Source organism: Plectonema cf. radiosum LEGE 06105 (genome assembly GCF_015207665.1).
GTDB classification, from domain to species: domain Bacteria; phylum Cyanobacteriota; class Cyanobacteriia; order Cyanobacteriales; family Nostocaceae; genus Rivularia; species Rivularia radiosa_A.
Window position 1 is genome coordinate 1 of sequence record NZ_JADEWL010000140.1, and the last position, 16,993, is coordinate 16,993.

Below are 16,993 nucleotides of genomic sequence, written 5' to 3' on the forward strand. Positions count from 1 at the left end.
GGGGATGGGGGGGTGAATTTTTAACTCCTAATTCCGGTGGTACTAACTCCTCACCTTGACCTTTGACCTCTAACCTTTGACCTCTAACCTTTGACCTTCTTCCCTAATACTTCTAAAAGTTTATCTACATTCTCTTTACGGCTATTATAACCCATTAATCCAATACGCCAAACTTTGCCACCCAATTCACCAAGTCCACCTCCAATTTCGACATTTTCTTCTAATAGTAATTCTCGTGCAACGGCTTTACCATCAATACCTTCGGGAATCCGAACTGTTGTGAGAGTTGGTAATCGGTACTGTTCCTCAACGTGTAAAGTCATCCCTAAATCTTCTAACCCTTGCCACAGATATTCTGCATTGTTTTGATGTCTTTCCCAACTATTTTCTATGCCTTCTTCTGCAATTAAACGTAAGGATTCCCGTAAAGCATAATATAAATTGATTGGTGCTGTATGATGATATGTGCGTTCTTTACCCCAATATTTGCTTAACAGGTTCATGTCCAAGTACCAATTTGCCACCTTGGTTTGACGAGAAAGCAATTTTTCTATTGCACGGGGACTCATAGTAAATGGTGAAGCACCGGGAGGACATCCCAATCCTTTTTGACTACAGCTATAAGCTAAGTCAATTCCCCATTCATCCAAGTACAAAGGTACCCCACCCATACTTGTGACTGAATCCACTAACAGCAAACTACCATGTTGACGACACAGTTCGCTGACTCCTTCTAAAGGTTGACGTGCGCCGGTGGAAGTTTCCGCGTGAACTAGAGCTACTATAGTTGGATGATGAGTTGCGATCGCGCTTTGCAATTCTTCTAAGGAAAATATTTGTCCCCAAGGCTTGGTAATAATTCGCACATCTGCACCATAACGTCCAGCCATGTCAACCAAACGATGACCGAAGTATCCAGCAACACCAATTAATACTACATCGCCAGGTTCTATAGCATTGGCAATAGTTGCTTCCATTGCAGCGCTTCCGGTACCGCTAACTGCAATAGTTAAGGGGTTTTCCGTTTGCCATACATAGCGTAACAATGATTGAATCTCATCCATGAGTGTTAGGAAAGCTGGATCAAGATGCCCTACTGAAGGAGTATTCATTGCTTTAAGTACATCAGGATGAGCATTGGATGGCCCGGGCCCCAAAAGCAAACGAATAGGTATATTTAGGGCTGAAAGTTGTAATCTTTGGTGGTTTTTTGTAGGTAGTGTTTGGGTCATGATGGTAGATACTACTGGTTTGAAAAATCTATGATTATATGTATTTTAAAGTGTTATGTCATGTCGGGTTAAACACTTGTAATAAAGGGAGTAGGGAGTAGGGTTCGAGGGGAACAGTTAACACTCAACAAGTAATGCAGCCTTTGTAGAGTATCGATAACAATATACATCTTAATTGCTGATAATTTAATGCTTTTCCTGAGATTTTGCAATAACTTGGTAGAGTTTCAATTCAAACTTCTCCATACAAGCTGACCAATCAAATTCAAGAATTGAAGGACGAGCATTTTTAGTCATTTGGTCTTTTAATTGTGAATTTTCTAAGATTTGAATGATTTTTTCCGCAAAATCTTGAGGATTATTAGGTTCTGCTAAAAAGCCGTTTTCACCTGGTGTAACTTGCTCTGCTGTGGAGGGTGCAACAGCAGCGACAACTGGAGTTCCAGAAGCTAAAGCTTCGTTGTTTGTAGTGCAGAAATTTTCGGTGGTGGAAGGGTTAACAAATACATCTGCACGAGCAAACCATCCTAACAATTCTTCTCCGTGAGATTCTCCCCAAACTGTTACACCGGATGGAAATTCTTGAGCGCGGTGATTAATTTCTTCTTCCATAGGACCGCTACCAATAATTACTAAATGAAGGTCTTTTATTTTCTCAGCAACTATCGGATATATATCTAAAAGTTGACTAACATTCTTTTCGGCTGTAATGCGTCCTACGAATAATAAAGTTGGTCTATGGTCTTTGGGAATGGGATTATAGATAATATTTTCGGGATTAAATTTTTGACAGTCAACTCCTTGATAAGGAAAGTATTCGCTACGTTGACATTTCATTTTTTCGTATTTAACAAGTTGTTCTTTAGAAGAAAACAAATTTAGGTCGTAACACCCGCTAAATCGTTTAATTAAGGTTGGAATAATCGGACGAAATAGACTAAATAATTGATTCCCTAAGTAATATTGAATATAAGCAACAATATCAGTATGAAATAGAGAAATTACTGGAGTGCCGGTTTTTTTCGCATATTCTACTGCAATTGGACGACCATAACCTTGGAGAAAAAGTGAGTATAGTCCTCTCATTTGTGCGGCTTCTTCGACTAAAATAATATCGGGTTGAAAATCTTCTAATAATTTAGTATCGCTCCAATGTCTATAGTTTAATGGTTGGGGAAGAGACTTGTAAAATATTAGTGGTTCTGTAGGAAATGCATAAGAACTAAAATTTGCATATTGTTGTAGTTCATCCAATCCCGACATTGGACGTTTGCCAACATTTGGAGGATAGCGATCGCTAATTTGGGGGTGAATCAAAAAGACTTGATGTCCCTGTTGTAAAAACCAGCGTACTCGTTGATGTACTGCAACAGAAACTCCGGTTAAAAATGGAGTGTATAATCCTGTGGCAATTGCCAGTCTCAAAGGTTGTTTTAACATGATTAAATAAGGTCAAAGGTTAGAGGTTAAAGGTGAGAGGTAATAGTCTAAATCATCCTCAAGTGACAGAGTTTCTGACCGAACAAGGCTTTTATATTTTATCTTTTACTTTTTAACCATTGATTAGATAATGGATAAAAAGCCATAGTTATTATGTTGATTATTTTCTCTTGTTAAATTAAAGAGAGATTTGGTTATCAACTGCTTGATTGTCTGATTGATAAGAATGATATTCGGTTAGCTGAATATTAAATGGACTTTTGATACGGTAGACTATGTTACGCCAATAAATTCTGGAAATCCACATTGATGATACTAATGCAAATCCATAAAACCAATGAGTTAATGGGATACCAATGAGGATTTTTGTTAAGTTTGCGAAAGAAAATTTCGGCATTGCTTTTTTTGATACAATTACTTGTCTAACTGCTGTTTCCAAGGTAATTATTATCAATAATAGTCCAAATATATAGATGCTATAGCAAACAAATAGGATTTTTGAAATATCCCATTTATTAATCAAAAAGTTCACCAAACACAATCCTAATATTAAATTGGGTAGCAGGATAGAAAACACCGCATTCACAACTACTAACCACCATTGGGGATGATACAATCTAGAAGCAAGTAGTTGACGTTTCATCCAGTTCATTAAACTTGATAAAGTGCATTGTTCTCGATTCAATATTAATAAAGAAGGTACAAATTTGACCTTTAAATTATGTTTTGCCAGAATACTTTTAACCATTGTATCTTCGTTAAAAGCTCTAGCCCATTTTTCAAGCATTCCGGTTTCGTGAATCACTTGGGTTTTAATCGCTAAAGTACCCCCCCAACAAATACCGTATAAATACATCTGTACAACTGCCGAAACATTCCACAAATACCTGACTAAAGTTCCCCAATATCTGCCTTTGGATAGATACCAGCGGTTCCCTGTTGTTGCTCCGACTTTTGGATGCATCAGAGGTGTAACCAACTCTCGCAACCAAGTCGAATGAACTACTGTATCTGCATCTACCAAAGCAACTACCTGATAAGAACTATCCAACTCAGAGACAGCTTGTACCAAAGAACTGCATTTTAGACTACAAGCAGTACTCGCTATCTTTAAAGGGCTAATTTGCACGTTTGTAGCGCTGCAATTAGCAATAGTATTGTTTGCTACTTGCCATGCAGGATCTTCCTGGCTATCAACTACAATTTTTAAATCGTATTGAGGATAGTCTTGTTGCAATAGAGCTTTCAGACAGTTGAGTAAAAAAGGATCAGTCCCCCGTAAACAGAGAATTATCGCTGTTTTAGGAAGATGGTTATCGGAAACTGAATTACCCTTATTTGAACCCAGGTAAAAGACAAAGACAAACATTAACCCTACCTGAATAACCAACCAACCCAGCAAAACTTGCAGTAGCGCGATCGCCAAAAATTTCATTTTGAGAAACCTTACATAATTAAATAAGTAAATTTACTTAAGAAGAGTTGATCGATTTTGAATTTTAGATTAAGACAAGAGTTTTTTACTTTCTATAACTGGGTAATTTTAAGAACTAAGCAAAATAATCTACAATCTAAAATTGAATGGTTTTGTTATTGCGAGTTTTTTTTTGCAGGTTTATCGGGCAAAGCGGATGTAACGCTGACTTTTGATTCTGCGATTGCAATTTGATTAAAATCTAAATTCTGCAATAAATTATTGTTGTCTCTGACATAAGCGGGAGGTAATAATTTATAGAAATTTAACGAGTTTGATTCCAAAATATCTGTTGAAAAAGAGAAACTTTTCGATGTGTCCAAGTTGAAAATTGAATTTTTGTTAACTAGCTCAAAAGACTGTTTTTCAAATTGACGATGAACAATAATAATTTTATTGTTTTGTTTTGTTGTTGAATGAGTTAAACGGTGTATCGTCACCGAAATTCCTGTGAATAATGGAACATATAGTCCCATAAAAATTGCCATGCCTAAAGCTTTTCTATCCATAATTTAGGAGTCAATCAATTTTAGATTTTAGATACATTCGCTTCGCTCAGTACAAGCTTTAGATACATTCGCTTTGCTCAGTACAAGCTTTGGATTGATCCCAGGGAGCAATACAGGGGGCTTAGAAATGAAAGAATTTCGGACAGACATATGATTCCGAGGGCTTGTACTATCAAGGAATGATTAGTCAAGAGAATATTTCATTACAATCTCAATAGTTTGATTTTGTATTAATGAAAAACTTGCTTGTTCAAACTTGGGAGTTCCAGTTTTTATTGACACTGTAGGATTATTTGAAATACCAAAACCTTCTTCAGGGATACCAAGAAAATCTCGGTCAAGTTTGGTATCATCATTTTGGTCATCAATTACTGCAACAGCATAAGTACCTTTTTTTAAATTTGTAAACTCCTGTTTAATCGAATTACCTGTTATTTTTGTGCATTGATTTTTGACTCCGCTATTATCGCCCAAAGGAAATCCGCTTTCATTTTCATAGATTTTTAAGCAAATCTGTCCTTTTTGATTTTGAATTCCGTTTATCGCAACAGTCAGCGTTGCAAAATCTTCTACAGCATTAGCTTTAGGAAACAATCCACTACTTGCTAAAGTATAAAATAACAAGCAGCCAAATTGAGATATTTTCATTTTCTGTTGATATTGATTAATTGATGATTATTTATTATTTAATAACTCTCGAAATTTTTACCAGCAAAAAAAGATTGAGTAACTAAGCAAGCAAAATTATTGATGTATTTACTGCTCAGTTATACAGCCCTTCCCTGTTAAGAGTTTCCTATCTAAACGGGAGCATAGCGTCTCCTCCGGAGACAGGAGAAATGTTTAATTAAATGTTGGCACAAGTACTTATTCCTCATTAAACTGACATTAATTAAATAACGTGAGTTCGATATTCACTACAAGGAAGCTGTAAAAACTTGATTTTTCCTGCGGTTAGAAGTCGGGTTTTGATAAAGATTATCTGTTACCACTGAAATTTATCCTAAAAACCCGACTTCTGTGAGAGTGTCAAACTCACGTTAAATAAGCTGTATAAATATAGATTTTAGAGATGATGTATCAGTGGTTTATTTGTCTTGATTTTGGAGCCATTTCTGAATACGATTCATTCCTTCATCCAAAGAAATAACTGGCTGATAATTTAATAATTTGCGTGCTTTGTCAATAGAAAAAGCATAAGGACGACTCATAAAATCTGCTGCTTCTGGAAGAATATCTGGTTGCTTGCGAAAAAGTTTTTGTCCTTGACAGCGCAGTTTAAGAAATATTTTCATTTCTTCTTTTGGTAAAGATGAAGGGGCGGGATAACCAGCAACTTCTGCTAAACGAGTAAAATATTCTTGCGGAGAGGTTTCTTTCCCGTCAGTAACATTGAATATTTCACCATGTTGCTCATTTTCTATAGCTAAGAAAATTGCATCAATCAAATTATCTACATATACATGATTGATAACTTTTCCTTCATTAGTATAAGCAAATAATTTTTGCTGCATCAAAGAAATCGGTCGTACTGTCCAAGGAATAGAACCTGGTCCATAAACATCTCCAGCCCGAATAATAATAATGCCAAAATCTTGCAAACTATTTAGTTGCTGTAGAGCTTTTTCTGCTTCTATTTTTGTTTGACAATAAGGATTTGTTTCTTTTACAAGTTGTTGGTTTTCAGTAACTCCATTCGGATAATTAAAACCATAAACTAAAGCACTGGAAAGATGAATAAAAGTTTTTATCCCAGCATTGCGAGCGGCTTTACCGATATTAATAGTTCCATCGATATTTACTTCGCTAAATTCCTTGATTGAGCCTCCTTCTTTTGCGATTTCTTCAGTATGTAAAACTATATCTACTTGCTGACAAGCTTTTTGAGCAATTGATGGATCGACGACACTACCTATGTGGACTTCAGCACCTAATTTCTCAGCTTTTTTAGCTGCATCCCTATCTTTTTCCAGTCCACGAACTTTTAAGCCTTTGCTAATAGCAATTTCGGCTGTACGTAAACCAATAAATCCACCAATTCCGGTGATAAGTAAAGTTTTATCTATGAGGTTCATTTTTACAAGGTTAAAGGTTAAAGGTCAAAGGTTAAAGGTCAAAGGTTAAAAGTGAATAATTCCTAACTCCTAACTCTTCACTTTAAAAAATATCTGCTGGGTCCGCAGAACGGAGTTGATTTACAGTTAATGCACCGGAAATAAGACACATTAAAGCTGTGGCTATCAATACTAGTAATGCATTATCAAGACTCATATTTATTGGTAATTTTGTTGCTTCCATCGCAAATTTATATAAATATTTAGAGATAATCCAACCTGGTATATAGCCAAGTATTGCTAATATTAAAGCTTGTTTAAAAACCACTCTTAATAAATAATTATTGGCATAACCTATGGCTTTTAAAGTCGCGTATGCTACTAATTGACTAGCAATATTGCTAAATAATATTTGATAAACAATAACTATACCAACAACAGAACCCATTGTTAACATTAAGTTTAAAATAAAACCGATTGGTGTTCTGGTAGCCCAATATTCTTTTTCAAAATTAATAAACCCTTCGTGATTAAATATTAAAACATCATTGGGTAAACTATCTCGTAATTTTTGGACAATTTGTTGGGAATTTGCTTGGGGAGTTAGAGTGATTGCCCCGATATCTATTTTATCTGAAGGTCTACTATTAGGAAATATCCTCAGAAAAGTTGTATCACTAACAATTAAGTTTCCATCTACTCCAAAGGAAGGTCCTAAGCTAAATAATCCACCGACTCTGACTCTATAACCTGCTAATGAATCAAAAGGAAATATTTCGATTATTGGTTCGGTATCTTTCCGCTTGAATCGCATAGCAACGTTTCCAAATTCCGGTCGAGAATTTTCATCAAATAATACTACGTCAGATAATTTGAGTTTATCTATATTTTCCTCAATTCCTGGTAAATTAATTGTAGACCTTCCCGGTTCAAAACCCATCACATATATTGAGTATTTTTCACCCGTGTCAGGATTTTTTAATTTAGCAAATCCTAAATAAATTGGAGTAACTGAGTCTACACCTTCAAATCCTAATGCTTGGTATAAACGAGTCCGGGAAAAGCTTTGAGTAGCAGTCAAAGCTTTATATTGAGAACTCACTAAAAATAAGTCTCCTTGGAGACTTCGATGCACTTGAGTTGCACTTTTGTAAAGAGCGTCTTGAAATCCAAGTTGCATAAACATCAGTATCACAATAAAAGCGATACCAGCTACAGCTATTAAAGAACGAAACTTGTTTCGTACTAGCTGTAACCATGCTAAAGGGGTTTTTGAAGCCATAATTGTCAAACAATTTTGGATTTTAGATTTTAGATTGACTGTTAACTGTTCCCTATTCCCTTGGTTACAAGTATCTTCAAATTCATTTTTGCTTAAATTTGAATGGCAACATCTACCTGTAGGTTAGTTAAACCCATGATGAGTTTGTTATCTGATAGCTCGTCAATACGAATTTTTACTTCAACTATTCTTCGATCGGTATCTGCTCCTGGATTAATATTCAGAATTCTTTGTCTGTCAACTAACAATCCAATATCGCTCACGGTTCCTTTTAGTTTCCCAGGAAATGCGGTACTGGAAATGAAGGCTTTTTGACCTAAACGTACTTTCTGAATATCTGTCTGATAAACTTCTGCGACTACATACATCTGATTGGTTCTACCTATCTCCATGATTCCAGCTCCCGAAACCACTTCCCCCGGTTTGGTGTTAATTTTCAAAACTGTTCCAGTGACAGGAGATTTAAGGATGCTTAATTCTTTTTCTGCTTTTGCTTGTTCGACAGCAGATATTGCGCTTTTTACTTCAGCTTGTGCTACTTGAACGTCTTGAGGACGAACTTCTTGAATACTATCTAACTTACCTCTGGCTTCCCTGATTTGGTCTTGTAGGGTATTAACAGTACGATTGAGGGCTGCTTGTGCTTCATTTAATTTTTGCTGTAAAGTCCTGACTTGCAAGCGTTTGTTGTCTGCGACAGAAGCGGAAACCGCACCCTGTTGATATAACGAACGGTAACGATTATATTCAGTCTGAGCATTATCTAACTCTGCCTGCAACCGTGCAACAGTAGCATTTCCTGTAGCAATTTCTCCCTGTAACTGCGATTGTAAACTGGCGATCGCCGCTTGTTGAGCATCGATTTCTCCTCTTTTGGCTCCAGCTTGTATTTGGGATAATTTAGCTTGAGCAACTCTAACTTGATCTAAAGCTTGCTGTACGTTGACTGTAGCGCGGACGTAACCTTCTAATAGTGCGACTATTTGTCCGGCTTTGACTGCATTTCCTTGGTTTACCAACAATTTTTCTACTCGCAAACCGCTAATCGAACTAGGAGCCGATAGTTGAATCACTTCTCCTTCGGGTTCTATACGACCTAAAGCTGTAATTGCTACCCTTGCAGGAGTTGTAAGGGGGGTAGATGATTGTGAAGAAATATCGGGACGTAATCGTAAATAGCTGTATAAACCAATGAGTGTTGTAGCCAAAGCAATGGAAGTCGCTAAAACTACTCGCCATCGAGTCTTAGGTTTTGCAATAAACTCCCTTTCCTTATCTACTGACATATTTTGATTCCAATTGTGAAGAGCCAATGTATAAAAGTCAGTTAACAGTTATCAGTTATCAGTTACCAGTTGAGAGATAAGATAGGGAGAATATCAATAAATTACTGTTAACTTTTGACTGTGTACTGATAACTGTTAAATATCAAGACGGATTTTACTCAAAAACAGCAGATGGTAATGTGTTAAAAAATTTATCCTCCTTAAATAACCATTACATATAAATGCTTACAGAAATAACTAAAAGTGGTTAGGGGAAATGCATTACTAAATCAATGATTGTTATCTTACAAGCAAATGTAACAAGCAAATATTTAACTTGTAATACTTAAAGGTTCGCAAATACCGAAATGAAAAATAAATGATTCCCCGGCGAAATATTTCCTAATTTTTATTCTATATTATTAATAAGGTATTGTTCTAGGAAATAGCAGTAACGCTCTTCACAAAAACTATATTTTAATTGCGGCAATTAAATAAATGAAGCGCTGGAACCAACTGCCTAAAAAACTTGTATTTAAGTATGACAAACAAATTTAATATTGTCAATCCACTTCTAAGAGTAATTGCATTTTCCTATTTTATTATATATTTAGTAACTCCAAACAATGCTGTATCAAGCAATTTTCAGAAAATTGTTACGCTTCATACATCTGAGCTTTAGCCATTGAAAAATACTACAGATAATTTTTTACAGCAGTTTAGTGACAATAAATACAAAAAAAAATATGATTTTAGTTTGCCATTACCGGGAGCAAATAACTGTAAGCTAACGTCCCTAATCTTCAAATATCAAAATATTTTTTTTCAATTACTTAACTTTATAAAGATTGTTTTTAGCTATGGTATTTTTGCTATCAAGTTGATTGATTTAAGGCAATATAGGAGGAATAAGATTATAAGACTTGGGCTTTTCTCGAATATTAGTTGTCAAAAACAATTTGATATCAAGCTACTAACAAGCTACTAACAGTTTTATGGAATAAAATTCCTTTTTGGCATTTTCAAGGCATACAAATATCAATCAAATGACAGTCGGTATATCGTTCTTCCATAATTTTATTATGTCTGGAATATCTCAAGTATCGATAGAAAAAATTAAATTTGACAACAATCGTCGTCCAATTAATGACGAAAAAGTAGAGCAGTTAAAAGAATCTATTCAATTGAATGGTTTGCTCAATCCCATTGCAGTAGACCAAAATTTTAACTTGATTGCTGGATTGCATCGGTTAACAGCCTGCAAGTTGCTGGGTTATAAAAAAATTGAATGTAATATAATTACTTATGATTCCGACGAACGAGCCAGACTCGCTGAAATCGACGAAAATTTGATTCGCAACGAATTAGAACCCCTTGAAAGAGGAAAGCTGGTATTAGAACGAGAAAAAATCCTAATTAAATTGGGAATGAGAGCCAAAGCAGGGGACAATCAATATACCCTCAAGACTTCCCAAAATGGTAGTGAAATAATTTCACCACCAGTCAAAACCACCCAACAGCTAGCAAAACAAGCCGGTTATAGCGAACGCAGCTGGCAACATGACAAGCAAATAGCTAGAGATATCGCTCCCAAAATTCAAAAAATTATTCAGAAAACGGCGATCGCCGATAAAAAAACCACCCTGTTAAATATTGCTCGGGCTGGTAGAAAAGAAAGAGTCTTAGCAGAAAAAGCGTTACAGGCTTATGAGTTAGCCATCTTGAGGGGTGATTATGAAGAAGCCGAAGAGCAAGCCAAACTCGCGACAAAATTACGAGCGGAACAAGAACAATTGCAGCTACAAGCTTTTCATAGTGCAATTGCACAGCTACAAGCTAAGTCAGAAACCAAAAAGGAACAACAAAGAGTGGAACAGCCAAAAATTATCAATTCGCTAGTTTTTAACCCAAACTCGCTGTCCAAAATTGGCGATAAATGGACTTTGGGTAATCGCCATTTAGTATATTATGGCGATACCGCAACCAAAGACTTTATTCAACTGCTACCTTCAAACGCGGCTTTAGCAATTGCAACTGATTCGGATGCATGGAATCATGATTATTTAGTCGATGAAGCCAAGGTTGTGGCTGTATTGCGTTCGGAAGACAACTTGTTTCAATTTTGTAGCACTACACGGATGACTTTTCAGTACGAATTACTGTTGGGCAAAATATATGTAGGAATTTTTTCGCGACAACCGATATCAAAACCACAAATACCAATTAACTTGGACAATGTGGAAGGAATCATCCAGTATTTGATCAATATATTTACAATTCAAAACAATTATGTCATTGCACCGTTCATGGGTAACAGCGAAATTTTAATGGCTTGCGAAAAAATGCGACGGGTGTGTTTTATCGGTGATGAAAATCTAGATTTAATTCGTAATGGTATCTCACGCTGGGGAAAATGGACTGAAAAACAACCCGAAAAAATCGCACGTTCTAATTATTTATATTTCTAAATAAAACTTGTTGTGTAACTACAGAAGTCGGGTTTTTAGAATAAGTATCTGTAATCCTAGATAATCCTCATAAAAACCCGACTTCTATATTGGATAACATTTTGCATTTATCTAATTGCTCAAAATGAACTCTCAATATTTTAAATAGTTTGACTAAATTACTATTCATCTCTTTTTTGAATGAGTAGGTTGATACTAATTGCTAATTACCCATGTCAAACAATTAATCAAAGATAAAAAACACAATATTAACTGTATTTGTCAATGTAAATTGATATAGTTAATGTTGAGATATCAACTTGATTTTACACAAATGATTAGAAAAAGATACCGCATTAATTATCATGTTCTCTTGAAAAAAGACACTTTCGATAAAATAAATATTAAACTGTATATATAAAGTAGCCATATTGCTTTCACAGTAACTTACAACTACTTCATAATCAACAAGGACTTATATTTTTGAAGTTTTTTGTCAAATTACCCTGAGAAATATGAAGTTATGGATGATACTCTTATTCGATATTTTTTATCTGATAAATATTTTCTCAAATCTAATTTTTTCCCAAAATGGTTTAAACTCTATAATCCGCTTTGTTTAAGCTGTGCTAATGTTGGTATTACTTCTAATTATTTTAGTTAATTAGACATTATAAGAATTAGTTACTTCATCAAGGTCGTGGACGAATAAAAACTCAAAAAAGCAGTCTAATTACTAAGATGGACAATACTTGAAATTGTTTGTCAACTATTTTGATAAAGTCCCAATTTTATTGGTGTATAGGAGTAAAGGATTTATCAAAAAACTAGATATTTTAAATGGTGTGGTTTTGTAACTAACTTGTCAAACATTATTGTTTACAGTTCATAAAATTATCTTCCAAGGCGTTTTAACTAGCTATGACATTTATAAAAATACAGAACGTTGTCATTAATACCAATTATATCGCCGCAGTAAGGTTTAATAATCAAACTGACCGGGGAACGCCGGTTGCCGCAGCCTCCGCCGAGAATCGGCGGAGTAACGGCGACTCCGATCAAAAGAGCGTTTCTGTTTTAATAGCTATTCCCAAATCTCCTTTATTTGAATGGGAAACAGTATCTTCAAGTCATTATAAAGAAGAATGGATAGAATTCACTGACCTTGCAGCAAAAGCATTGGAAGATTATTTTTCCAGTTTTAATAATGTTGTTGACCTGTTACCTCAATGTCAAGAAACAAGTTTAATTTAGTTTTTTATTCTACCGTAGGATAGACGCGCTCTGAGGACAAAATATTGCATCATTAGAGGAAACTATTTAAAAAATCTAAAATAATAAATTAATCGGGGTTGCATTTCTCCTAATATTGGTGTTTGTCAAAAATTATTTATCATTTATCTATCCAACTGATTATGTTGCCAATTTATGATCCAATTTTTTATTGGGCAGCTATTTTACCTGTGATTAAAATCAGGTGTAGCTGAATTTTATTCTCGCTACAAGTTTTCTTTTAGCTTCTGAAAGCAACGATACTAAAGTTATTTTATGTCCTATGTCGGCTCAATCCATCGATAAGGCTTTGGCGCAATTGGAAGAACAAATCAGCAATTGCGAAAAGGCTGTGAAAAGATTTATTAAGGTCAAACAAAAGATGTCCTCACAAAAATCTACGTCAATGAACAAAGTTAATAGACAATTGCAACATACTCCTATAGCCATTATTGGGATGGCATCGATTTTTCCCGAAGCCAGAAATTTACAGGAATATTGGCGGAATATTGTTAATAAAATAGACTGTATTACTGAGATTCCCGAAACCCATTGGAATGTAGAAGATTACTACGACGTTAATCCCAGAACACCGGAAGATAAAACTTATTGCGATCGCGGTGGATTTATTCCTCAAATTGATTTTAATCCCATGGAGTTCGGTATTCCCCCGAACATTTTAGAAGTTACTGATGTTTCGCAACTATTAAGTTTGGTGGTTGCAAAAGAAGCAATGGAAGATGCGGGGTACGATGAAAAGCGCGAATTCAACCGCGAGAATATCGGTGTTGTTTTGGGCTCTGCGGCTTTGAAGTTGGGAGTACCACTAAGTGCTAGATTGCAGTATCCCATATGGAAAAAAGCTTTAAAAAGCAGTGGTTTATCCGACGAAGATACTCAAAAAATCATCGAGAAAATTCAAAGCGCTTATGTGAAGTGGGATGAAAATGCCTTCCCCGGAATGTTGGCGAATGTAGTCTCCGGGCGTATAGCCAACCGCTTTAATTTTGGTGGACTTAACTGCACGGTAGATGCAGCTTGCGCTAGTTCCCTAGCTGCTTTGAAAATGGCGATCGCCGAATTAGCCGATCATCGTGCTGATATGATGCTGACTGGGGGAGTGGATACAGACAATTCGATTACAGCATACATCAGTTTCAGTAAAACACCGGCGGTTTCTCCGGGGGACAAAGTTAAACCTTTTGATGCTAAATCTGACGGGATGATGTTGGGTGAAGGTTTGGGAATGATGGTTCTCAAGCGTTTGTCGGATGCTGAGCGAGATGGAGATAAAATCTATGCAGTTATCAAGGGAATTGGTACTTCTAGCGACGGTAGATTTAAGAGTATTTACGCACCTCGTAAGGAAGGACAAGTAACAGCTTTAAGGCGGGCTTATGAAGATGCGGGCTTAGATCCATTGACTGTAAATTTAGTAGAAGCCCACGGTACCGGGACAATGGCTGGAGACCCCACCGAGTTTGCATCTTTGCGAGAATATTTTGGTGAAAATAATACCAAGAGACAGCATATTGCTTTGGGTAGCGTTAAATCGCAAATTGGACACACCAAAGCTGCGGCTGGTGCAGCTAGCTTAATAAAAACAGCCTTGGCACTGCATCATAAAGTATTACCACCCACTATTAACGTTACTCAACCCAATCCCAAACTCAACATCAAGAATTCTGCGTTTTATTTGAATGCAGAAACTCGACCTTGGATTTGTGCTGCTGGAGAAGCCCCCAGACGTGCAGGAGTGAGTTCTTTTGGCTTTGGTGGAACCAACTATCATGTAGTCTTAGAAGAATATCGTAGCGACCACGATAGTGCATACCGTTTGCATGATGCACCGGCACAACTGTTGCTGTTTGCGGAAAATCCAGCTCAGTTATTGCAAACCTGTGAAGCAACTTTGGCAAAACTGCAATCTACCACAGGAGATAAACATTATTCTGAGTTGGTAGAAGCTTGTAAATTCAAAGAAATTCCTCAATCTCATGCAAGAATTGGGTTTGTTGCATCCTCGTTATCAGAGACTTGTAAAAGACTGCAAGTAACCATCGACTTGTTGAAAAACAAGGGAGATACAGCATTTTGGGAACATCCCAGCGGAATTCATTACCGAAAAGAAGGGATGGATTTAACTGGAAAAGTAGTTGCGTTGTTCTCCGGACAAGGTTCGCAATATTTAAATATGGGTAAGGAAGTAGTAATGAACTTTCCCCAATTGCGTCAACTGTACGGTTACATGGACAGCTTGTTACTCAAAGATAATTTGCAGCCGCTTTCCGAGATAGTCTTTCCCCATCCGGTGTTTGAAGAAAGCGAGAAAAATGCTCAAATCGCTGCATTACAACGTACCGAATACGCCCAGCCAGCTATCGGGATGTTGAGCGCCGGATATTATAAAGTACTGCAACAAGCTGGATTTAAACCTGATTTTTTGGCTGGACATAGTTTCGGTGAACTCACAGCATTATGGGCTAGTGAAGCTTTGAGTGACGAAGATTATTGCTTCCTAGTTAAAGCTAGAGGTCAAGCAATGGCTGCACCCAAAGACCCCAATTATGATACTGGTGCAATGTTGGCGGTCAAAGAAAACTTAGGTAAAATCGAAGTAGCCCTCAAAGACTATCCTCAAATCCAGATTGCTAACTTGAACTCACCGACTCAGGTGGTATTAGCAGGTCCCACACCATCCATTCATCAATTACAAAAAATTCTACACGACTCTGGATGTGCGGCTGTAGTTTTACCCGTAGCCGCTGCTTTTCACACGCCCCTGATTGCTTTCGCTCAAAAAGCTTTTGCGATCGCCACCAAAAGTATCAAGTTCAAATCTCCTAAAATACCCGTTTACACCAACGTTACGGCAAAACAGTATTCTAAAGAACCCCACGAACTGCAAAGAACCCTCGAATCACAATTATCAAATTCTGTATTATTTAAACAGGAAATTGAACATATCTATGCAGACGGTGGTTACTGCTTCGTCGAATTCGGTCCCAGAAAAATTCTTACCAACCTGGTTAAAGATATATTAGGCGATCGCCCTCATATGGCAATTGCTTTAAACTCCAGTCCCAGAAAGGATAGCGACTACTGTTTCAGAGAAGCCGTCATTCAGTTACGGGTTGCCGGGATAACTTTGAAAAACCTCGACCCCTATCAAGTACCCGAAGTAGTTAAATCTACTGAAAATAAGAAGGGCTTGAATATCAAGTTAAACGGTAGCAACTACGTATCTGAAAAAACCAAACAACGATGGGAAAAAGCTATTAGCGAAACGCATCAAGCAGAAATTTCTACGAGTAAGCCTGTAGAAGTTGCAGTAATATCAAATACAGCAACTATTCCAGAAATTGCTTTTAGTAATTCTGCTAGCATCAACGGTAAAGCTGAAAAAGTGGGACAAGGGGATAAACTAGGAAATTCTACCCCATCTCTTCTCCCTATCCCCAGTAACGGAAACGGATATAAAAAAGCAGTAGCAATAAAAGAAGACAAGGGGACAAGGGAACAAAGAAACAATATAGAAACATCTTCCTCCACTTCTCTCCCCAAACCGCAGTCAGTAGAGAAATTAAATATGCATATGCAAACTACACCAAACGAACTTCTAAATTACGAACAAGTTTTAGAAAGCTTGGAATATGTATTAACTCAATTTGGACAAAATCAAAGTGAAAATTTACAAGTTCACGCACAATACCTCAACCATCAAGTGGAATATCTGAGAACATTTTTCCAATTGATGCAGCAACAAAACTCCTTGTTTGTCAAAACTGAATCTTCAACCGACTCACTCAAGCCAAAAGTTATCGAAAGCTTAGAGCGTGGGATGATTAAGTTTCACACTCATCAAGGTGATACCCTGCGAGTTCACGAACAGTATCTACAAAATCAAGTAGAATATACCAAAAACTTCTTCCAACAGGTACAGCAAGAATACGAACAGATAATTCAAAACAAGCCAAATCACGGATTAGAAGGATTGACGGGATTAACAGGATTAGAA

General features: G+C 36.5%; 11 protein-coding genes. 3 read left to right on the forward strand and 8 right to left on the reverse strand.

From position 1 onward, the window contains the following. Nucleotides 1-83: 83 nt before the first annotated feature. The 8 genes from IQ247_RS26375 to IQ247_RS26410 form a co-directional block, all read right to left on the reverse strand. Nucleotides 84-1,232 carry an alanine--glyoxylate aminotransferase family protein gene (locus tag IQ247_RS26375; RefSeq protein ID WP_193924519.1) on the reverse strand — a complete coding sequence of 383 codons (1,149 nt, stop codon included), beginning with the start codon at nt 1,230-1,232 and terminating at the stop codon, nt 84-86. A 186-nt stretch (nt 1,233-1,418) separates the two neighbouring features. Continuing rightward, a complete protein-coding gene (locus IQ247_RS26380; RefSeq protein WP_193924520.1) occupies nt 1,419-2,672 on the reverse strand; it encodes a glycosyltransferase in 1,254 nt (417 codons plus the stop codon). A gap of 178 nt (nt 2,673-2,850) precedes the next feature. Then, complete coding sequence (locus IQ247_RS26385) at nt 2,851-4,107, reverse strand: glycosyltransferase family 2 protein (RefSeq protein ID WP_193924521.1); 1,257 nt, start codon at nt 4,105-4,107, stop codon at nt 2,851-2,853. Nucleotides 4,108-4,262: 155 nt separating this feature from the next. Beyond that, nucleotides 4,263-4,655, reverse strand: coding sequence for a hypothetical protein (locus tag IQ247_RS26390; RefSeq protein WP_193924522.1), 393 nt, complete (start codon nt 4,653-4,655; stop codon nt 4,263-4,265). Between the two features lie 183 nt (nt 4,656-4,838). Continuing rightward, nucleotides 4,839-5,303: a DUF2141 domain-containing protein gene (locus IQ247_RS26395; protein WP_193924524.1), complete on the reverse strand. Its 465-nt coding sequence runs from the start codon at nt 5,301-5,303 to the stop codon at nt 4,839-4,841. Between the two features lie 440 nt (nt 5,304-5,743). Continuing rightward, nucleotides 5,744-6,730, reverse strand: a complete 987-nt coding sequence (locus IQ247_RS26400) for an NAD-dependent epimerase/dehydratase family protein (protein ID WP_193924525.1) — start codon at nt 6,728-6,730, stop codon at nt 5,744-5,746. Between the two features lie 82 nt (nt 6,731-6,812). Further along, entirely contained in the window at nt 6,813-7,991 is a 1,179-nt protein-coding gene (gene devC / locus IQ247_RS26405; RefSeq protein WP_193924526.1) for an ABC transporter permease DevC, read from the reverse strand. 92 nt (nt 7,992-8,083) lie between these two features. Next, nucleotides 8,084-9,277, reverse strand: a complete 1,194-nt coding sequence (locus IQ247_RS26410; protein WP_193924528.1) for an ABC exporter membrane fusion protein — start codon at nt 9,275-9,277, stop codon at nt 8,084-8,086. A 1,061-nt stretch (nt 9,278-10,338) separates the two neighbouring features. Here IQ247_RS26410 and IQ247_RS26415 point away from each other — a divergent pair. The 3 genes from IQ247_RS26415 to IQ247_RS26425 form a co-directional block, all read left to right on the forward strand. Further along, nucleotides 10,339-11,724, forward strand: coding sequence for a ParB N-terminal domain-containing protein (locus tag IQ247_RS26415; RefSeq protein WP_228060053.1), 1,386 nt, complete (start codon nt 10,339-10,341; stop codon nt 11,722-11,724). Nucleotides 11,725-12,624: 900 nt separating this feature from the next. After that, entirely contained in the window at nt 12,625-12,957 is a 333-nt protein-coding gene (locus IQ247_RS26420; protein WP_193924530.1) for a hypothetical protein, read from the forward strand. Nucleotides 12,958-13,258: 301 nt separating this feature from the next. Continuing rightward, nucleotides 13,259-16,993 (forward strand): type I polyketide synthase (locus IQ247_RS26425; RefSeq protein ID WP_193924532.1); only part of this gene is annotated, 3,735 nt, incomplete at its 3' end.